This is a genomic window from Prescottella equi, from assembly GCF_002094305.1.
Taxonomy (GTDB): domain Bacteria; phylum Actinomycetota; class Actinomycetes; order Mycobacteriales; family Mycobacteriaceae; genus Prescottella; species Prescottella equi.
The window spans coordinates 24,298-45,613 of record NZ_LWTX01000015.1 but is presented as its reverse complement, the minus strand read 5'-3'; the positions used below and the strand labels follow the sequence as shown (position 1 = coordinate 45,613).

Annotated in this window: 13 protein-coding genes; all 13 read right to left on the bottom strand. The window is 68.5% G+C overall.

Annotated elements, in window-relative coordinates:
- Positions 1-62 precede the first annotated feature (62 nt).
- Complete coding sequence (locus A6I89_RS23345) at positions 63-1,607, bottom strand: acyl-CoA carboxylase subunit beta (protein WP_022593368.1); 1,545 nt, start codon at positions 1,605-1,607, stop codon at positions 63-65.
- Positions 1,608-6,533, bottom strand: a complete 4,926-nt coding sequence (pks13, locus tag A6I89_RS23340) for a polyketide synthase Pks13 (RefSeq protein WP_022593366.1) — start codon at positions 6,531-6,533, stop codon at positions 1,608-1,610.
- A gap of 31 nt (positions 6,534-6,564) precedes the next feature.
- Complete coding sequence (fadD32, locus tag A6I89_RS23335; RefSeq protein WP_005516312.1) at positions 6,565-8,460, bottom strand: long-chain-fatty-acid--AMP ligase FadD32; 1,896 nt, start codon at positions 8,458-8,460, stop codon at positions 6,565-6,567.
- Between the two features lie 237 nt (positions 8,461-8,697).
- A complete protein-coding gene (locus tag A6I89_RS23330; RefSeq protein WP_005516313.1) occupies positions 8,698-9,699 on the bottom strand; it encodes an LLM class F420-dependent oxidoreductase in 1,002 nt (333 codons plus the stop codon).
- A gap of 162 nt (positions 9,700-9,861) precedes the next feature.
- Positions 9,862-10,848 (bottom strand): cutinase family protein, encoded by a 987-nt coding sequence (locus A6I89_RS23325; RefSeq protein WP_172504551.1) that lies wholly within the window; start codon positions 10,846-10,848, stop codon positions 9,862-9,864.
- Positions 10,849-10,854: 6 nt separating this feature from the next.
- Complete coding sequence (locus A6I89_RS23320; RefSeq protein WP_013414513.1) at positions 10,855-11,412, bottom strand: DUF732 domain-containing protein; 558 nt, start codon at positions 11,410-11,412, stop codon at positions 10,855-10,857.
- Positions 11,413-11,527: 115 nt separating this feature from the next.
- Positions 11,528-13,417, bottom strand: coding sequence for an alpha/beta hydrolase-fold protein (locus A6I89_RS23315; RefSeq protein WP_013414512.1), 1,890 nt, complete (start codon positions 13,415-13,417; stop codon positions 11,528-11,530).
- 215 nt (positions 13,418-13,632) lie between these two features.
- Positions 13,633-14,631: an alpha/beta hydrolase gene (locus A6I89_RS23310; protein ID WP_005516318.1), complete on the bottom strand. Its 999-nt coding sequence runs from the start codon at positions 14,629-14,631 to the stop codon at positions 13,633-13,635.
- A 291-nt stretch (positions 14,632-14,922) separates the two neighbouring features.
- Entirely contained in the window at positions 14,923-16,839 is a 1,917-nt protein-coding gene (locus A6I89_RS23305; RefSeq protein WP_022593360.1) for an arabinofuranosyltransferase AftB family protein, read from the bottom strand.
- Positions 16,817-17,722, bottom strand: a complete 906-nt coding sequence (locus A6I89_RS23300; RefSeq protein ID WP_005516321.1) for a decaprenyl-phosphate phosphoribosyltransferase — start codon at positions 17,720-17,722, stop codon at positions 16,817-16,819. The genes A6I89_RS23305 and A6I89_RS23300 overlap by 23 nt, the downstream gene beginning before the upstream one ends.
- Complete coding sequence (locus A6I89_RS23295) at positions 17,719-18,234, bottom strand: phosphatase PAP2 family protein (RefSeq protein WP_022593358.1); 516 nt, start codon at positions 18,232-18,234, stop codon at positions 17,719-17,721. Before A6I89_RS23295 ends, A6I89_RS23300 begins: the two co-directional genes overlap by 4 nt.
- Positions 18,218-20,068 carry a glycosyltransferase gene (locus tag A6I89_RS23290; protein WP_013414509.1) on the bottom strand — a complete coding sequence of 617 codons (1,851 nt, stop codon included), beginning with the start codon at positions 20,066-20,068 and terminating at the stop codon, positions 18,218-18,220. The genes A6I89_RS23295 and A6I89_RS23290 overlap by 17 nt, the downstream gene beginning before the upstream one ends.
- Positions 20,065-21,282, bottom strand: a complete 1,218-nt coding sequence (gene glf / locus A6I89_RS23285; RefSeq protein ID WP_005516324.1) for a UDP-galactopyranose mutase — start codon at positions 21,280-21,282, stop codon at positions 20,065-20,067. Before glf ends, A6I89_RS23290 begins: the two co-directional genes overlap by 4 nt.
- Between the last annotated feature and the right edge of the window lie 34 nt (positions 21,283-21,316).

Here is a 21,316-nt window from a genome sequence, read left to right as displayed (position 1 = left end):
TGAAGGGACCATTCATGCGCTGCGAGCGCACAAAGGGTCCCTTCAGCTTGGAGACGAAGAGGTCAGAACGGAAGCAGATGATGCTTGCGCGGGTTCTTGAACACCTTCTTGTCGCGGAGCAGGGTGAGTGCCTTGCGGATCTCGAGGCGGGTGGTCGACGGTTCGATGACGGCGTCGATGTAGCCGCGCTCGGCCGCGATGTACGGCGTCGCGACGTGCTCGTTGTAGAAGTTGATGAGCTGCGCGCGAACCGCGGGGGCGTTGTCGCCGGCGGCCTCGATCTGCTTGCGGCCGATGAGGTTCACCGCGCCCTCGGCGCCCATGACCGCGATGCGTGCGGTGGGCCAGGCGAGGTTGATGTCGGCGCCGAGCTGCTTGGAGCCCATCACCGCGTATGCGCCGCCGTACGCCTTGCGCACCACGACGGTCACCTTGGGGACCGTCGCCTCGACGTACGCGAACAGGAAGCGGCCGCCGCGCTTGATGACACCGACCTTCTCCTGCTCCACGCCGACCAGGAAGCCCGGAGTGTCGACGACGAACACCAGCGGGATGTCGTAGGCGTTGCAGACGCGTACGAAGTGAGCGCCCTTGTCGGAAGCCGCCGCGTCGAGCGCACCGGACAGCTGCATCGGCTGATTCGCGACCACACCCACCGGGCGGCCGTCGACCCGCGCGAAGCCGGTGATGAGGTTCTGCGCCGACTGGCTCCGAACCTCGAGGAACTCCCCGTCGTCGAAGATCTTGAGGAGGACGTCGTGCATGTCGTAGCCGGCGTTGTCGGCGTCGGGCATGAACGCGTCGAGCGACCGGTCGTCCTCGGTGATCTCCGGCTCGAGGCCCGGGTTGATGATCGGGGGCTTCTCGGTGCAGCTCGACGGCATGTAGCTGAGGTACTGGCGCGCGTACTCGAACGCCGCCTTCTCGTCGGGCGCGACGTGGTGGATGTTGCCGTACTCGGCCTGGTTCCGCGCGCCGCCGAGCTCGTCGAGACTGACGTCCTCGCCGGTGACCGACTTGATGACGTCCGGCCCGGTGACGAACATGTACGACTCTTCGGTCGCGATCACGATGTCGGTGTTGATGGGCGCGTACACGGCGCCGCCGGCGCACTTGCCGAGGATGATCGAGATCTGCGGGCACATGCCCGACAGCGGCTCCTGGCGCCGGCCCATCTCGGCGTACCACGCGAGCGAGGTCACCGCGTCCTGGATGCGGGCGCCGGCGGACTCGTTGATACCGACGACCGGGCAGCCGATCTTGATGGCGAAGTCGTTCACCGCGGCGACCTTGCGGCCGAAGATCTCGCCGGCCGCGCCGCCGAAGACCGTCTGGTCGTGCGCGAACACCGCGACCGGCCGCCCGTCGACCAGGCCGTGGCCGGTGACGACGCCGTCGCCGTAGGGATTGGAGTCGTCGCCGGGCTGACGGGCCAACTGACCCATCTCGACGAACGTGCCCGGGTCGAGCAGCATCTCGATCCGCTCGCGCGGCGTCGGCAGACCCTTGTCCTTGCGCTTCTGAATCGCTCTGGGGTTACCCGGGGCCTTCGACAGCTCGAGCTTTTCGTGCAGTTCCGCAAGCTTTTCTGCGGTGGTGGTGCTCACTCAGTTGCTCCGCTTCTCGATCTCGGCCAGCTTGTTCGACAGGTCCGCGCCGACCTTGGAGATGTAGGGCTCGTCGACGATCTGGATGTGGTCGCCACCGATGTAGACGACCTCCAGGTTCTTCGCCACGTCACCCCAGCCGCCGTCGGGCTGTCGAGTCCCGAACGAGGGCTCGAGATTGATCGCGTCCTCGTGGTAGCTGTCCGCCATGTACAGCACGACGTCGCCGTCGTACGGCTGCGGATCCGCCGTCTGGATGGCCCGGTTGTCGAGCCACGACGTCCGCTGGTGCTCGATGATGCCGCCGGGGATCTTCGCGCCGCTGAGCTTCAGCAGATCCATCAGGATCCCGATCTGCTCCTCGTCGCTACCCGCCTCCGCGAGCCGATCGAACGGCAGGGGTGCATCGACACCGTACGTCTTCTTCGCGAACTTCGCGTAGCGCTGCCAGCGGGCCCGGATCTCGTCCGGGGTGTCCTCGACCTTCTCACCGGCCATGACGGTGTCGATCAGGCCGACGACGCGGACGTCGGCGCCCTGCTCACGCAGCTGCCGCGCCACCGCATAGGCGAGCACGCCGCCGAGCGACCACCCGGCCAGCACGTACGGGCCGTCACCCTGGATCTCCCGCAGCAGCGGCACGTACGCCGCGGCGCGCTCGTCGATCGGGCCCTCGACCCGCTCGAGACCGAACATCGGGGTGTGCGCGGGCAGGCGCTTGAGCAGCGGCTCGTACGCCACCGTCGACCCACCGGCCGGATGGAACACGAACACCGGCACGGCGTCCGAGCCCTCGGCGCGCGGACGCAGCGTGCGCACCAGTCCGTCGATCTTCAGGCCGTCCTCGAGGTGCTGACGTACCGTCTCGGCGAGCTGCTCGATGGTCTCGGCGTCGAGCACGTCGTCGACGGTGATCTCGCCGCCCGACCGCTCGGTGAGACGAGCCGCCAGCTTCTCCGCGTCCTCGTCGCCCAGGATCGGCAGCGTGCCGAAGATGCCCGGCGCCGACTTGCCGGTCACGACGGCCCACGACGCGAACGTCAGACGCTCGGCCGCGTCCCGCGGCGGGACGTCGACCTCGCCGGACTCGGCCGGAGCCTTCGCCGTCTGCTGCTCGGCGACCGGGGCCGCGACAGCATCGACCGTCTCGCCGGCGTCCTTGTCCGCCTGCTGCTGCGCGGCCATCGCCGCGACCTCCTCGCGGTTCTCCACCGCGTAGCGCAGGTACTTCGCGACGTCGTGCAGACTCGCGTCCTTCACCGCGGCCAGCTGCAGCTGCGGGATGTCGAACTCGTACTCGACGCGGTTCTTGATCCGGACCGCCATCAGCGAGTCCAGACCCAGCTCGATCAGCGGGATCTCGCCCGGCAGATCCTCCGGCGCATAGCCCATCGACTCCGCGACGATGATCGTCAGCCGGTCCTCGAGCGACTGCGAGCTCTCCGGATCCCAACGATCGCCGAACGATTCCGCGGACTCGGTCGACACCTCGTCGGACACCGCGGGCTCGGTCACGGCCGCGGCGACCACCGGCTCGGGCAGCGCCTCACCGGACGACACGACCGCGTCGTACACCAGCGCGAACCCGGCATCGGACTTCGCGTGCACCTGCACCGACGCGCCACCGAGATGCGGCACCAGCGTGGTGGTCAGGGTCCCGGCCGCCGGCACGTCGCCGTGCGCAACGGCGCCGGTCAGCGCGACGTCCGCGAACAACTGTTCCGCGGCCGCGGTGACGAGTGCACCGAGATCGGTGACGGCGGAGGCCTGCACCTCCCACGCGTGCCGGCCGTCGGGCAGCGCGACGTGCGCACCCGGGACGCGGGTGTTGCCCGACGTGGAGACCCGCGCCTCGATCCAGTGCCGCCTGCGCAGGAACGCGGTGCGCGGCAGGTCGGCGAAGGCGCCGGCCGGGAGCAGCGACGGCAGGTCGACGGAGTGGCCGTGGACATACAGCTGCGCGAGGGCGGTGAGCACGCCGAGCGGCTCGTCCTCCTTGCGCTTGAGCGTCTGGATCAGCTGGGTGTCGGCCACGCCGGCGGCCCACGCGGTCGCGGCGACCGACATCAGCGTCACCGGGTTGGGCGCCAGCTCGACGAACGTGGTGTGTCCGGCGTCGACGGCGGCCTTCACCGCGTTGGTGAAGTAGACGCTGTGCCGCAGACCCTTGGTCCAGTACTCGACCGGGTGGATCGGGGCGTGGCCCGCCGGGTAGTACGAGTCCTGATCGACGGACGAGTACTGCCCGACCTTCAGCTTGTACGGCTCGATGCCGGCCAACTCGGCCGCCAGCTCACCGAGCAGCGGATCGACCTGCGACGTGTGGCTCGCGCCCTTGGTCTGCAGGACCCGGGCGAGCTTCTCCTCGGCCTCGGCGCGCGCGACGATCGCGTTCACCTCGGGCTCGGGGCCACCGATGACAGTGTGGGTGGGGGCCGCGTAGACGCACACCTCGAGGTTCGGGAAGTCCGGCAGAACCTTCTCGATCTCCTCGGAGCTGTACTCGACGAGCGCCATCAGGCGGATGTCGTCGCCCTCGAGCAGGCCCTCGGCCTCGCCCATCAACCGCGACCGCGAGCAGATGACGCGGACCGCGTCCTCGAGCGACAGGCCGCCCGACACGTATGCGGCGGCGGCCTCACCCATCGAATGTCCGACCAACGCGGCCGGCTCGGCGCCGTGGTGGCGCAGCGTCTTTGCGAGCGCGACCTGAATGGTGAAGATGCCGACCTGCGACGTCTCGACGTCGTAGTCGATCGAGTCGTCGAGGAACTTCTCCTTCATGGAGTAGCCGGCCTCGTCCTCGATCAGCGCGTCGACCTCGTCGACGGCCGCGCGGAACACCGAGTTCTCGATGTACAGCTGCTTGGCCATCTTGCGGTGCTGCGAGCCGTAGCCCGAGAACACCCAGACCGGGCCCTTCGCGGCGGGCGCGTCGGCGGTCAGCACGCCCGGGGCGGGCTTGCCGGCGGCGACGGCGCGCAGGCCGGTGACGGCCTCGGCGCGGTTCTTCGCTATCACGACGGCGCGGGAGCGGCCGTGGTTGCGCTTGGCGAGGGTGCGCGCGACGTCGGCGAGCGGCGTGCGGCTGCCCTCCTCGGTCTCGAGCCAGTTGGCCAGGTCCTCGGCGGCACGACGACGGCGCGACGGCATCGACGCCGACACCGCCAGCAGGACCGCGGTCTCCGCGACCTCCACGGCGTCCGACGCCGCATCGAGCCCGACCGACTCGGCAGCCTCCGCGAGCATCCGCTCTGCCTCGGCCTCGATGGTGGTGTTCTCGTTGTCGAGGTCGATCGGCTCCGCCGCGACCTCGTCGGTCTTCGCGGAGCCCGTGTACTCACGGACCACGACGTGCGCGTTGGTGCCACCGAAACCGAAGCCGGACACGCCCGCGACGGCCTGACCCGTGTAGCGCGGCCACGCCGTCGCCTCCGGGATCACCTGCAGGTGCGCCTTGTCGAACTGGATGTACGGGTTGGGGCCCGCGTAGTTGAGCGACGCCGGGATGACGTCCTCCTGCAGCGCGAGCACGACCTTGATCAGGCCTGCAGCGCCCGCGGCGGCCTCGAGGTGACCGAAGTTGGTCTTCGCGGATCCGAGCAGCGCCGGCTTGTCGTCGTCACGGCCGCGGCCGACGACGCGGCCGAGCGCGTCCGCCTCGATCGGGTCGCCGAGGATGGTGCCGGTGCCGTGCGCCTCGATGTAGTCGACACCGGACGGGGCGATGCCCGCGTCGCGGTAGGCGTGGCGGAGGCAGTCGGCCTGCGCGTCCGGGTTCGGCGCGAGCAGGCCGTTGGAGCGGCCGTCCTGGTTGACCGCGGAACCCGCGACGACCGCGAGGATCGTGTCACCGTCGCGCTCGGCGTCCTCGAGCCGCTTGAGCACGACGATGCCGCCGCCCTCGGCGCGGACGATTCCGCTCGCGTCGGACGAGAAGGCCTTGATCTTGCCGTCCTCGGTGAGGACGCCGCCCTCGTCGAAGCCGAGCGTCGCGGGCGGAGCGAGCAGCATGTTCACGCCACCGGCCACCGCGATCTCGGACTCGCCCGAGCGCAGGCTGCGGACCGCCTGGTGCACCGCGACGAGCGACGACGAGCACGCCGTGTCCAGCGCGATCGACGGGCCGCGGAAGTCGTAGAAGTACGAGACACGGTTCGCGACGATCGCCGTGGACGTGCCCGTCAGGGCGTACGGGTGCGCCGACGCCGGATCGCTCACCGCGAGCAGCTGGTAGTCGTTGGCCGACGAGCCGAGGAACACACCGACGTCACGGCCCTTGAGCGCGCTCGCCGGAATGTGGGCGTGCTCGAGCGCCTCCCACGTCAGCTCCAGCGCCAGCCGCTGCTGCGGGTCCACGTTCTGGACCTCGAGCGGCGACATCGCGAAGAACTCGGCGTCGAAGCCGTGCACGTCGTCGAGGTAACCACCCTTGGTGGCGGCCTTCTCGACGGCGGCCGCGACATACGGATCGGCGGTGAACTCCGCCCAGCGGCCCTCGGGCAGATCGGTGACCGCGTCACGGCCCTCGATCAGCAGCTTCCACATCTCCTGCGGCGTGTGCCCGGCGCCCGGGAAGCGCGTCGCGAGGCCGACGATCGCGATGTCGTGCGACTGCCCGCCCGGGACGCCCCCGCGGTAGTACGCGGCGTCGTCGCCGTCCGCGGGCAGCTCCGGCTCACCCTCGATGATGCGGGTGGCCAACGAGGCGATGGTCGGATGCTGGTAGACGACCGTGGCCGAGAGCGTGACGCCCACGAGATCCTCGATCTCCCCCGACAGCGCGACCGCGTCGCGGGAGGAGAGACCGAACTCCTCCAACGGGCGATCGTCGGATATCGCCGCCGCCGGTTGCCCGGTGGCCTCAGCGATCCAGTTGCGCATCCACTCGCGCAACTGCGCGACCGTCATCTCGTGTTCAGCCATCAACTCACCAAGCTATCCGTCAGAAAAGGATCTAGTCGGAAACGGCGTCCGGGAACGCGGTCTGGGTGTGGCCGCCACGCAGCGTCCCCTCGACGTACGCCGCCTTGCACGCGCGGCGGGCAAGCTTGCCGCTGGACGTACGAGGAATCGAGCCGGCCGGAACCAGCAGCACGTCGCGCGCAGTGACACCGTGCCGCGCCGAGATCGCGGCGCGAACGGCGTCCGCGATCGGCTGCGGGTCGGCCTTGCCGGCACCCGGCGCACGCTCCGCGACGATGACCAGCTGCTCGGACGCGTCGTCCTGGTCGAAGACCAGTCCGGAATGCGAGTTCTCGAACACCTGGGGCGGCAGCTGGTTCGCCGGGCAGGCGAACGCGGCGACGAATCCGGGGCGCAGCGCCGAGCTGGCCTCCTGCGCCGAGTACTCGAGATCCTGCGGGTAGTGGTTACGGCCGTCGACGATCACCAGATCCTTGACGCGGCCGGTGATGTAGAGCTCGCCGTCGACGAACACGCCGTAGTCGCCGGTGCGCAGCCAGTTCGCGTCGTCCGGCGCGCCCTCGGCGTGCGAGTCCGCGGGCAGGCGCTGGAGCAGCTTGTTGTGGAACGTCTCGGCGGTCTCCTGCTCGCGACCCCAGTAACCCTGCCCGATGTTGTCGCCGTGCAGCCAGATCTCGCCGACGTAGCCGTCGGGACGCTCGGCGGCGGTCTCGGGATCGACGATCGTGGCCCACTGGCTACGCGAGACGGCGCCGCACGCCACCTGCGCGACCGCGCCCGGGGCGTCCTGGTCGACCTGGACCATGCGGCCCGCGTTGAGCTCGTCGCGGTCGACGTACATGACCTTGGCCTCGTCCGACGGGTGCGTGGTCGAGACGAACAGCGTGGCCTCCGCCATGCCGTACGACGGCTTGATCGCCGTCTTGGGCAGGCCGTACGGCGCGAACGCCTCGTTGAACTTGCGCATCGACGACACCGTGACCGGCTCGCTGCCGTTGATCAGGCCGATGACGTTGCTCAGGTCGAGGTGCTCGCCCTCCTTGGGCAGACCGCGGATCGCCGCGTGCTCGAACGCGAAGTTGGGGGCCGCGGCGTACGTTCCGGCGCCGTCGGCGATCGCCGCGAGTTCCTTGATCCAGCGGTAGGGACGCTGGACGAACGCGCGCGGGCTCATGATGGTGATGTACTGGCCACCGAGCGCGGGCAGGATCACGGTCAACAGACCCATGTCGTGGTAGAGCGGCAGCCAGGTGACACCGCGCGAGTGCTCGCTCAGGCCGAGCGAATCGACCATCTGGAGCACGTTGGTGGCGACACCGCGATGCGTGATCTCGACACCGGCCGGCGTCCGGGTGGAACCGGACGTGTACTGCAGGTAGGCGATGTCGTCGAGTTCGATCGCGGGACGGACCCAGGTGTCGCCGACACTGTCCGGGATCGCGTCGACGGCGATGATCCGGGGACGCTTCGCGGCGGGCAGCGAACGGAAGAACTGACGGACACCGGCCGCCGACGAGGTCGCGGTCAGGATCGCGGCGGGCTCGCAGTCGCCGAGAACGGCGTGCAGGCGGTCGGTGTGGCCGGGCTCGTCCGGATCGAACAGCGGAACCGCGATGCGACCGGCGTGGATGGCCGCGAAGAAGGACGTCACGTAGTCGAGGCCCTGCGGCGCGAGGATCGCGACGCGGTCGCCGTACTCGGTGACCTGCTGCAGACGGGCGGCGACAGCACGAAGACGCAGACCGAACTGGCCCCAGGTCAACTCGTGCGCTTCGCCGTCACGCTCGCGCGAGTAGTCGACGTAGCGGTACACCAGGTCGCCTGCGTTGTTGCGCGTGTGCTCGTCGACGTAGTCGATCAGCGTGTGCCCCGGCGTGAGCCGGATGTGGCCGTGTTCGTCGAGGTAGTCGTCGAACATCGCGTTCATTCCTTCTCCTGTCGAAGCGATCACACAACCATCAACCGACATGGTTGCGCCCCAGACTTCCTTCGCCGCGCGGATTCATCGTTAGTTCTCTGTTTCGTCGGTCGTGGCCTGCTTCTTGTCGTTGCCCGTGACTACCCTTTCCCTTTGTAGCCACTCGCAACTTGCGGGACGTAGACGACACGCCTACGAGTCGGTCCATCGACTCGAAACCAGCAACATGTTACAGATGCGCATCGTCTACTCGCCCCGGAGCAATGGGATCACCGGCGCGAATGCTTCCATCTGAGTCGGAAAGACGCCCACATATGACATCGACGTCTTCTCCCGCACGTTACGGATCTGATCTGCGATCTCTTCGTGCGTGCCGATCGCCAGGTACGGCGAGTCGAGGAGCTCCTGCACCGACAACGTGGTGTCGACCTCGATGTTCGGCGGGAAACCCTGGTCGAGTGCGGCCAGCGCCATCTCGGCGGCCTGCTCCCGGTCGTCGGTGACCATGATCGTGGTGATGGTCCAGTTCAACTCGATGTCGTCGAACCGGTCGCCGGCGGCGTCGCGGATCCGTTCGACCCGCTCGATGGTCTTCTCCATCGTGATACCCGACAGCAGAAGACGACCGTCCTTACTGGTGGGTGTGGCCACCGAGATGATGTCGGCGTACTTGGCCGCCAGGGCCAGCATCCTGGGGCCTCCGCCACCGACCGCGATCGGCGGACGCGGGCCCTGCCGCGGACGGGGACTGCCCTTGAGGCCGCTGATCCGGTAGTGCTCGCCCTCGAAGTTGCACTCCTGGCCACGCAGCAGCGTGTCGAGAATCTGCAGGGACTCCTCGAGTTTCGCAATTCGGACACCGGGACGTTCGTACTCGATGCCGCCCTTGTCGAACTCTTCCTTCATCCATCCGGCACCGATGCCGAGTTCCAGACGGCCGCCCGAGAGGACGTCGATCGTGGCGGCATCCTTGGCGAGCACCGCGGGATGCCGGAACCCGTTCGCGAGAACGGCGGTGCCCAGTCGGATCCTGTCCGTCGCGACGGCGAGCGCGCCGAGTGCCGCGATCGGCCCCACCTGGTTGCCCAGGTGATCGGGGATCATGAAGCTGTCGTAGCCGAGCTCCTCGGCCTTCTGCGCGAGCTTGAGAAATCGACGAGCACCACCCTCTTCGGCATTACCCTCGCCGCCGGCCGCGAACCGGAACTTGCGCGGCGCGCAGACGTCCGAGACGTCGGTGGAACCCATCAAAGCCTTCTTCCTCGTTCACGCATGCAGCCCCCTGCCTGTTCCGGCACAACCAATCAAGCATAGGGATCCACCCCCTTGACCCGTGATCGGGTCGCGAGCACGGACATTACCGCTCGTGAGGCTACTGAGGAGTCGGTTCGGCCTACGACTTTCGGCGGATCACTCGTGCGCAGGCGCTGGAGCTGCGTCGATCTTGTCCGCGGCCCAGTTCGTGATCCATTGCGTGGCGGTCGTGCCGTTGCCGTCCACGACGAATGTGTTGTACATCGCATGGATCGGATTGTTGTAGTACTCGGTCAACCTCGACGCGCTGCTGAGCCAGTTGCCGACCTTGAGCGCCTCTGCGGGTGCGTCGCAGATTCCGTCGCTGGGGGCACAGATCTGGACCGCGCGATCCGCCAGCGCTCCGAAGCCTCCCGGCCGCACACCGGTCATCGTGATCCCGGGCAGCTTCAGCCCCGCGAGCGACAGCTCCGCACCGACACCGGCGACCGGCGGCCCGATCGTCGGCGCGGCGGCGGGATCACGCCTGCCGTCGGCGATCACGCCGACGCCCAGCACCAGATCCGGCGACACCGGGCCGTCCCCGACGCCGATCCGCGCCGCGACATCGCCCGCGATCACGGCGCCCTGCGAGAAGCCCGTCAACAGATACGTCGTGAGCGGGCACTCCGCGTGCCGGCGCTCGATGAGGTCGATCGTCGCCGCGGTCCCGGCCGCACGCGAATTGTTGTACGACTCCTGGCCGTCCGGCGGGAGCGCGATCGGATTGGAGAACTGCGCGACGTACGGGACCGTGTAGACGTCGGCGCGGTCCGGCGAGAAGCGCTCCTGCAGCGGCCGGGTCACGTTGAGCATGAGCGACGCGGGATTGGCCGTCGGGTTGTACGGGTCGTCGGCAGCGTTGGACTCCCACGTGCCGGGCACCGAGATCACCTGGACGTCGGGGCAGTCCGCCGGCTGGGCTGCCGGCGGCGTCGGACCCGGCGGTGTCGGCGGCCCCGGCTCGGGCACTCGGCCGGCCAGCAGGTACCACACCGCCACGACGACGAGCACCAGGATCGTCGCGAACACTGCGACGATCCCGAAGCGCCTACGCCCCCGGTTCTTCCCGACCTTCCGCGTTCCGCGGCCGCTCACACTCACGCGCGACTACCGGCAGTACTCGGCCTGGGCGACCTGAATGTAGATCCCCGCGTTCTTGCCGGCCTGCTCGGGCGTGATGTCCTGGCCCGACGCGGTCGCCTCGCTGCCGACGGCGGCCGTGACGAACGTGGAGATCTCCTCGTTGGAGCTGCCCTGTTCCTTCGCGGCACAGATGTAGTCGGCGGTCGAGACGGCGATCTGGCCGTCACCGGCGGGCGTGATGCCCTCCTTCTTCAGACCGTCCAGGAATGCCTGACCGCGCGGGTCGATCGGCACCTCGGTGGGGCCGGGGAAACCGCTCGGCACAGGCTGCTGCTGCTCGACGGCGTCGGTGGTGGCCTGGCTGCCGCCGCCGGAGGGAGCGGGCGTAGCGGCGTCACCCGTCGTCTTGCTCGACGGCGCCTTGGTGGTGGTGGACGCGACGGCGGACGTGGTCGACGGCTCCCCCGTGGCCGACGAATCGTCGTCGCCGCAGGCGACCAGCAGCCCGCCGGCGGCGACTACGAGCGCGCTCGTCACGACGGTGCGTGCGAGCGCGGAACGGGTACGGGAGAAGTGCGACATGTCAGTCCTCGAGTTTGCTGTGTCGAAACAATGTCTTGAAACAGGCTACATACGATGCGGGGCGGCGCCCGGATCCTCCGATCCGGTCACCGCCCCGCGCGTAGTCGGACCATCGTCAGGCGATGGTCGCCTTTCCGTCCTTGACGGTGATGACGCCGTGCTGGAACTTCTGCTGCACGCCGCCCGGAACGTCGAACTGGTCGCTGATCGGGTAGCCCAGTCGTCCGTTCTCGTAATTCTCCTTCGCCCAGGCGTCGAAGATCGGGCCGTTCTTCACCGACCAGGCACCGCTCGCCGGGCTCCAGTAGATGTTGCCGCCCTGGAAGCGGTTGAAGGCGCCGAAGTCCCGGATACCGATCTCATTGGTCAGCGGCAGACCGAGCCAGCCGCCCTCCCAGCCGAGTTCGCCGTACTTCTTGATGATCAGTCCCTGGACCGAGTGCGTGCCCGTCGGCTCGCTCCAGTACATCGAACCGATCTCGAAGTCCTGGACCAGGCCGTCCTTGCCCTGCAGCTTCTTCTGGTCGGCCCTCGGGTAACCGAGCGGGCCCGTCTCGTAGCCCTGCTTGACCCACTCGTCCCTGATCGGGCCGCTCACCGCGTGGGCGCCGGTCTGCGGCGTCCAGTAGATCGAGCCCTTCTGGAAGTGGTTGAAGCGGCCGCGGCCGTCGGGGGTGCCGTTCTCCGGGGTGGTCGGGAACCCGAGTGCGCCGCCCGGCCCGTTCGCGCCCTGGTAGGCGCCGCCGATACGTCCCGCGACGGGCTGTGCGCCCGAGCCCTGCGAGAAGAAGATGCGTCCGAAGCGGAAGTCCTGCGCGACGCCGCCGGGCACCGAGTACTCGCCGGTGAGGCAGTCGCCGAGCCAGTTGTTGCCGTTCGCGACCGGCGCGATCGCACCGCCCACGCCGCAGCCCGGCTTGTCGGCGTCGACGCCGATCGCCTGGGCGAGCTGGGGCCACAGCTGGTGCAGCTCGAACTCCCAGTACGGCCACGAATGCGTGCCCGACGGACGGTAGTTGACCGTCGCGGGGATGTTCAGCTTGCGCAGCTTGGTGGTGAACGTCTGCGACGTCAGACGCGACAGGATCTCGAGACCCATACCCGCGTAGTTGGTGCTGATGCCCGGGATGCCGGACGGCTGGTCGTACGGGCCGGTGGTGCCGCTGCCGCTGGAAACGTAGAGGCTCATGCCCTTCAGCTTGTCGGCCAGCAGGTACGGATCGTGTGCGGCCCACGCGTCGTTGGTGGGGTTGCCCCACATCGCGTCGGCGTCGTAGCCGCCGGCGTCGCTCATCGCGTAGGAGATGGCCTGCGGCATGCCGAGCGTGGTGGTCGTGAGGATGCCCGACAGCGAGCCCGCGAACTTGAAGAAGCCGGGGTTGCGTGCCGACAGCATCATCGCGGACGTGCCGCCCATCGACAGACCGACGACGCCACGCGTCTGCGTGGTGCGCCACTCGTTCTCGAGGATCGGCGGAAGTTCCTTGGTGAGGAACGTCTCCCACTGGTAGTTGTGGCCGTTGTTCTGGTCGAGCCAGTCGGCGTAGAAGCTGGACTGGCCGCCGATCGGCATCACGACATTGACGTTCTTGTCCGCGTAGAAGGCCTCGGCGTCGGTCTCGAGCGTCCAGCCGTTCTCGTCGTCCCGCGCTCGCATGCCGTCGAGCATGTAGACGGCGGGGAACTTGGCGTCGGGCTTGGCGTTCCAGTCGCGCGCGAGGAGCAGCTGCACCTGGATCGGGACACCCATCGACGGCGAGTTCACCCACACCGCGACGCGACGGTCGGTGAGCCAGTCGACCTTGCTGATGGTTCCCGGCGCACCCGCCTGCACGGTGGCGGTGCCACCGGGGGTGCCGAGGGACTGTGCACCGGCGGTACCGACCGAGGTGATGCCCGCCGCGATCGGCATGACAAGCGCGGCTGCGGCGACGCTGAGCGCCCTCCTTCGCCACCTACCTTCGGTGCCGGCGCGGTACGACGACCGCTCGAGACCTGATCGCATGGGGACAACTCTCCTTCGTCGTGGCGGGCGCCCCTCGGGGCCGAGAACGTCGCTTCCTTACTACACGGCGGAAGGGACGATGCGGGGTTGCCTCGCTGGGGCGGTAAGTGAATTTTTCGATCCGGGCCGGGCGCAGTCACCTGCGCCCGAACGCGGGACGCCTTCCCCCGCACGAGCTGTGCGGGGGAAGGCGTCTCACGTCACGTCATGGGATGTCACCACGCGTTCAGAGTGTTCAGGATCTGGCCGCGGGCCTTCCACAGTTCCTCGGACCAGTAGCCCCACGCGTGGGTGCCGTTAGCCGGGAAGCTGTAGGTCGCGGGGATCTTCAGCGAGGCGAGCTTGAGCTGGAAGGCGCGAGTGTTGACCAGCGACAGCGCCTCCAGGCCCATCGCGTTCGCGGCGTTGTAGTAGTCGATCGCCTTCTTCGGGTTGTCGTACTTGCCCGGCAGGCCACTGGCGGCCGAGATGTACATCGACAGGCCCTCGAGCTTGGGCGCGAACACGAACGGGTCGTTGCGCAGCCAGTTCGGGCTCCACGGCGGACCCCACATCGAGTCGACGTTGTAGCGGCCCGCGTCGAGCATCGCGATGCGGATCGCCTCACGCATGCCGGGCGCCGAGATGTGCAGGTAACCGGAGAGCGAGCCGGCGAACTTGAACTGATCGCGGTGGTACGCAGCGAGAGTGAGGGCCGCCGAGCCACCCATCGAGAGTCCGAGGACGCCGTTGTTGGTCCGCGAGACGCCACGGGTCTCGAGGTAGGCGGGAAGTTCCTCGGTCAGGAACGTCTCCCACTTGTAGGTGATCTTCTGCCCGTTGAAGTTGCTGGGCGCGTACCAGTCCGTGTAGAAGCTCGACTGGCCGCCGACCGGCATCACGAGAGTGAGGTTGTCGAGGCGGTACTGCTCGAGCGCGTTGGTCTCGAAGGTCCACGCGTTCGCGTCGTCACGGGCCCGCAGGCCGTCGAGCAGGTAGAGGGCAGCGTCGCCACCCCGTGCGGCCCACTGGATCTGAACCTTGATCGGGCCCATGCTCGAGTCGACGAAGACTTCCTCGTATCCGCCGGCCGGGGCACGGTGCACGGCAGGCGCTGCCGTTGCGACGGCCGTGCCGGCGATTCCGGCAACCACCGGCAGGACCAGCGCTGCGGCGGACACACCGAGCAGGCGCTGCTTGAGGCGCCGGGTAAGCCTCTGTCGATCAAAACGCATGGATACTGCTCTCTCTTCGTCTTCGTCCGCGGCACCGCTCGAGGAGCGTGCCGACCCGATTCCGTCGGGGAAGCAGGGCCGCACCACCGCAAGGGAGATAACGATCCTGTTTCAGGTCACACTGCGCTCGGAGGACTTTATGTCACGCGGTGCACATAGACAAATGCCCTCGAAACGACAACGGCGGCATCCGATGCCGCCGTCGCGCCACTGGATGATCATCGACTCCGGTGGGCTCGGCGTTACACAAAAGAGACAAATCCGCTGGTCCGAGACGACGGTCGGCAGCGATCAGGGCTGCGGAACCTCGAGACCGCACCGCTGGATCTCGTAGGCCGGCACCCGGTCGATCCGGTAGTCGGCGAACTCGAACGACCGGCGGAGGTTCTGCTTGAATCGCGCCCACGTCAGGTCCGCCCGGTACGAGGCGAGCAGGTCCTGGGTCTGCGGGCAGGTCAGTGCCACCCGGGCGTCGGCCACCCAGCGCTCGTCCATGAACGGCGGGATCCACGGGTGCAGTCCGACCATGCCGGCGTCGGCGACGATCCAGTCCGGCGCGAGATCCTTGTCGTGACCGATGCGCCCGTCCTCGATTCGATCGGTGTGCGCCGCAATCGGGTTCGCCAGGCCGATGTTGTCGAGAACCCGCACGTCGAGCGAGGTGTTCATCGACGCCATCCCCAGCATCGGGAAGAAGACGGTGTGCCCGGCGCCGCCCTCCGGCGGCACACCCGGGGGCGGAACGACGTACATGAAGTCGTGGTTGCCGGCGGAGATGACGACGCCGCCGTTGGGGCTGGCGGCGATCGACTCGGCGATGGCCCGGACCCGCGGGAAGTCGAGGTAGTCCTCGGCGCGGATGGGGTGCGCGTGGCCGGTTTCGAGCGAGTAGAACGCCCGCTCGTCGACGATTCCGTTGCGGCCCACGACGGTGCCGTTCGGCATCCCGTCGGAGTTCGCCGCCCACAGCGCCCATCCGACGACGCCCGCCCACGTCGCCAGCGACACGACACCGACGATCATCGCGCGGCGGTCCTCCCGATCGCGGCGGGTCGGGAGTCGCACCGGCACGACGGCAACGGGGAGCAGTAGGCAGAAGAGGGCGGGCAGCAGCGTCCGGCCGTGCATGAAGTCGCCGCCGACGCGAATCGAGTACGCCGCGGACACGATCCCACTGCCGAGCATGAAAGCCACCGCGGCACCGGGACTGCGCAGCCAGGTCCGGAACCGGTGCACGCGCGAGGAGTGCGCAGAATCGGGGGCTGCGGGCTCCGGGGAGGGGACCGGACGGCGCAGGAGCCAGACGACGAGCCCGGCGACGCACAGGAGCAGGATCGGGACCCACAGCTTGTAGGGGTCGACCAGGTTCTGCAGGTATTCGAAGCCCTTGCCCCACTTGGAGCCGCCGGCTTCCTTCGTCACCGCGGTGTTCGGGTAGGGCAGCCCGTAGTAGCCCATGCGGAAGATCTGGTACGCCACCGGCACCGCACCGGCGACGGCGATCACGGCCCCCCTGAGCCGTGGGCTCATGCCGGGGGCCAGTAGCACCATCAGGAGCGCGCCGGCACCGAGCAACGCCATCTCCGGCCGAACCAGCGGTGCCAGTCCGGCGACGAAGGCCAGCACCAGGATCGACGACGTCGACGGCGCGGACGCCTGCGCCCACCGCAACAGCAGCAGCGACAGCAGGGCGATCCAGAAGATGACCAGGCAGGTTTCCAGCCCGGAGGTTGCGAAGTCACGCGCGGGGACCAGCGCGATGTAGACCAGCGCGCCGGCAGGCAGCAGCACGGTGGGGCCGGACATCCTGCCCCGGTAGAGCAGCCGCGCCGTGACCATCGCCAGCACGATCGCCGATGTGGAGAGCACGAGCGCGATGCCGAGCACCACGTATTCGAGCCGAGCCTGGGTCACCCATCCGACGACGTAGACGAGGTACGTCCACAACGTGCTGGTGTTCGCCTCGACCCGCTCGCCCGCGTTGAACACGGGGCCGTTGCCGGCCAGCAGATTGCGGACCGTGCGCAGCACGATCAGCCCGTCGTCGGCGATCCACCGTCGCTGCCACGCCCCCCACGCGAAGAGGAGCGCCGTCAGCGCGACACCGCCGACGAAGACCGCACGCGAGATCCGCTCCCCCAGGGGGCGCGACTCGGTGTCGGTCTCGTCGGCGGCAGAAGTCGGCTCAGACGAGGTAGACAGCGACACCTACTACTCCGATCCAGGCAATCGCGAGGAACTGGAGCACCCGGTCACCCAGTGCAATTTCTTCCGGTTCGCCCGCCTCGCCACCGTCGACGTCGACCGCGTAGCGGAGGATCGCGATCGTGAAGGGCACCATCGAGATGGCGAACCAGTTGGTGTCGTTGGCGCGATCCTGCTCGAACGCCCACAGGCCGTAGCAGATCACGACCGCGGTCGCGGACAACGTCCACACGAACCGCAGGTAGGTGCCGGTGTAGTACTCGAGCGACTTGCGGATCTTCGCACCGGTGCGCTCCGCGAGCTGCAGCTCGGCGTACCGCTTGCCGGCCGCCATGAACAGCGAACCGAACGCCATGATCAGCAGGAACCACTGCGACAGCGGGATCTCGGCGGCGACGCCACCGGCGATCGCGCGCAGCAGGAAGCCGGACGAGACGATGCAGATGTCGAGCACGGCCTGGTGCTTGAGCCCGAAGCAGTACGCCAGCTGGATCCCGATGTACACGGCCATGACCACGGCCAACTGCCAGTTCGCGACGAACGACAGCAGGATCGAGCCGGCGAGCAGCACGACCGCCATGGCGTACGCCATGTTGACCGGCAGCACACCGGCCGCGATGGGCCGGTAACGCTTGGTCGGGTGCGCGCGGTCGGCCTCGACGTCCATTGCGTCGTTGACGAGATAGATGCCGGACGCGGCCATGCAGAACACGACGAACGCGAGCGCGACCGGCAACAGCACGTCGGCTTCGGTGACGGACCCGGCCGCGAGAGGCGCGGCGAGGACGAGCACGTTCTTGACCCACTGACGCGGGCGGACGGCTTTGACGATGCCGCCGGCCAGGGTCTTCGGGGGCCCGGTGACGACTGCAGGCTCCTCGCTCATTTCACTCCAAACTTCTGCTCGGCCCGCAGCACGGCAGCCGCGGACACGGCGCCGAGTGCCGACCCCGCGAGCACGTCGGTCGGGTAGTGCACTCCGAGAACGAGGCGTGAGAGCAGCATCGGCGGGATCAGTACCGCAGGCAAGGGTAGCCCGGTGAGCCGGCCGAGCAGCACTGCCGCCGCGGTCGTGGACGTGGCGTGCGACGACGGGAAGCTCAGCTTGCTCGGCGTCGACACGTTGACCTGGACGGACGGGTCGTTCGGGCGGGGACGACGGACGACGCGCTTGATGACGATCGACGCCGCGTGCGCACCGAGGGCGCCGACGGCGACACCTGCCCAGCGGCGGCGGCGCGGCTTGTCGAGCGCGGCGCCGACACCGGCGACGGCGACCCAGCCGAGGGCGTGCTCACCGAAGTGCGACATGCCCCGCGCGGCCTTGACGACCGCCGGCGCGGCGCCGATGGTGCCCTGGACGGTCTGCAGGATCCGGACCTCAGATGCCGAAGACACGTTCCCACCTTTCCTTGCTGGTCAGGTCCGGCGCTGCGGCACGGTACTCACGGGCGAGCTCGGGGAACCGCTCGGCCAGTTCCCGGCGCAGGCGCAGCGCCTCCTTGAACAGGCGCGCGGCAACCTTGGGGTCTCGCTTGCGGTAGACGACGCCACGACCGTCGGCCGTCGTGACGGTGACACCGTCGACCTGCGACAGCAGGAACCAGCGGGCGTCGAGCGTCGGGACGTTCAGCTGCGGCGTGTCGAGGTGCTCACGCTTGGTCTTCTTGACGTTGTGGACCAAACCCTTGACCAGGCGGGTGGCGATGGCCACCTTGCCCGTGGGCAGGCCGACGTCGCCGACGTCGGCGCGCGAGGGCTCGGGCAGGCTGGTCGACGACGGCAGCACCACGGCGTCGGGGTACTGCTTGCGGAGCGCGTGGACGGTGCCAAGCGCGGTGGGCAGCAGGTCGGCAACGTGCTCGGGCCCGGCGAGGAAGTCCTCGATCGCGAGGTTCTGGATCGCGACCGTCGAGTACTCGAGGCACATCAGATGCTTGACGGTGGCCTTGACCGTGTGGCGGACCAGGCCGGTGATGCTGTCCGGCATGTGCAGCGCGGCGACGACGAGGCGGTTCCGGAGGTGGAAGTACGCCTGCCAGTCGATGGCGTCGTCCTTGTCGCTCCACGCCATGTGCCAGATCGCGATGCCGGGCACCGTGACCGTGGGGTAGCCGGCGCGATGGGCGCGCAGCGCGTACTCCCAGTCGTCCCACTTGATGAAGAGCGGCATCGGGAGCCCGATCTCCTCCGCGCACACGCGCGGAATCATGCACATCCACCAGCCGTTGCCGTCGACATCGATCCGGCGGTGCAGGTTCTTCGAGTGCTCGCGGTCGCTGAGCGGATACCGGGAGAAGTCGTGGTCGTACTCGGCGTTCGGCGCTCCGGCCCACATCGTGACGGAGCGGTCGATGACCTCGCCCATGGTGTGCAGGTGGCTGCGCTCCTGCAGGTTGAGCATCTGACCGCCGACGAGCATCGGGCTCTTCGCGAACCGCGACATCGCGAGCGCGCGCAGGATCGAATCCGGCTCGATCTCGATGTCGTCGTCCATGAACAGGATGTACGGGCTGTCGGTCGTCTTCAGCGCCTCGTACATGATGCGGCTGTAGCCACCGGAACCGCCGAGGTTGCCCTGGTCGTGGATGGCCAGGCGGTCCCCGAGGATCGCCGCGGCCTCCGCGAAACCGGGTTCGTCGCGCACCTTGCGGGTGCCCTGGTCCGGCATGATGACGGCGTCGATCACGTCGAGCACGAGCGGGTCGGACGCCAGCGCGGCGAGCGCCTTGACGGCGTCGGTGGGGCGGTTGAACGTGGGGATACCGACGGCGACGCGCCCCTCACCGGGAGCGTCCACCGGTGCGTGCCAACCGGCGCCGATCAGTTCCACCTCGGTGTCGGTGGTGATGTCGAACCAGATCCAACCGCCGTCCTCGAACGGGCCCAGATCCACCTCGAACTCGAGCGTGCCTTCGCGGAACTCCTTGCCCTCCACGTGGATTCGCGAGCCGTCCGCCTTGGAGCGGTAGACGTCGACGCGGCAGTGCCCGTTCAGCTCCAGCCGCAGCAGGACGGACTCGAGCACCGTCCACCGACGCCAGTAGCTGGCCGGGAACGCATTGAAGTAGCTGCAGAACGACACCTCGGACTCGGCACCGATCGACAGCGACGTGCGCGACGTCGCGTGCGCCCGCCGGGCATTGGTCGTCGACTCCTCGGCGTAGAGGCTGCGGACGTCGAGCGGCTCGCCGGGCCTGGGCAGCAGGACCCGCTGGAGCAGCGCACTCACGCGAGCTCTCCGGCCAGCGGCGCGCCGGACTCGAGGTGCGGCCGCAGCGTGTTGTCGAACATCGACAGCGCGCTGGCGATGGCCATGTGCATGTCGAGGTACTGGTAGGTGCCCAGGCGTCCGCCGAACAGGACCTTCGACTCCGCGGCCTCGGCCTTGGCGCGCACCCGGTAGGCCTCGAGCTTGGCCCGGTCCTCGGGGGTGTTGATCGGGTAGTACGGCTCGTCGCCGTTCTCCGCGAACCGGGAGAACTCGCGCATGATGACCGTCTTGTCCGTGGGGTAGTCCCGCTCCGGGTGGAAGTGGCGGAACTCGTGGATGCGGGTGAACGGCACGTCGGCGTCGTTGTAGTTCATGACCGGGGTGCCCTGGAAGTCGCCGGTCGGCAGGACCTCGGTCTCGAAGTCGAGGGTGCGCCAGCCCAGCTCGCCCTCGGCGTAGTCGAAGTAGCGGTCCAACGGTCCGGTGTACACGACCGGGGCGTCGGGGCTGGCGGCGCGGATGTCGTCGCGGACGTCGAACCAGTCGGTGTCCAGCCGGACCTCGATCTTGTCGTCCTTCGCCATGTTCTCGAGCCACGCGGTGTAGCCGTCGACGGGCAGACCCTCGTAGGTGTCGTTGAAGTAGCGGTTGTCGAACGTGTACCGGACGGGCAGGCGGCTGATGTTGCCGGCGGGCAGGTTCTTCGGATCGGTCTGCCACTGCTTGGCCGTGTAGTCGCGCACGAACGCCTCGTACAGGGGGCGGCCGATCAGCGCGATCCCCTTCTCTTCGAGGTTCGCCGCTTCCTTGACGTCGAACTCGGCGGCCTGCTCGGCGATGAGCGCTCGGGCCTCGTCCGGGCTGAAGTACCGGCCGAAGAACTGCGAGACCAGGCCCAGACCCAGCGGGAACTGGTAGGCCTGGCCCTTGTGCATCGCGAAGACGCGGTGCTGGTAGCCGGTGAACTCGGTGAACTGGTTCACGTAGTCCCACACCCGCTTGTTGGACGTGTGGAACAGGTGGGCGCCGTACTTGTGGATCTCGATGCCGGTCTCGGGCTCCGCCTCGGAGTAGGCGTTGCCGCCGAGGTGGTGCCGGCGCTCGACCACGAGCACGCGCTTACCGAGCTGCGTCGCGGCCCTTTCGGCGATCGTCAGTCCGAAGAATCCGGATCCGACGATGATGAGGTCGTACTGACCTGCGGACGGCTGGGGCGCGTTTTGGGCAGTCACGGAAAACAGGGTAGGCGACTCCGTCGCCTGTGCG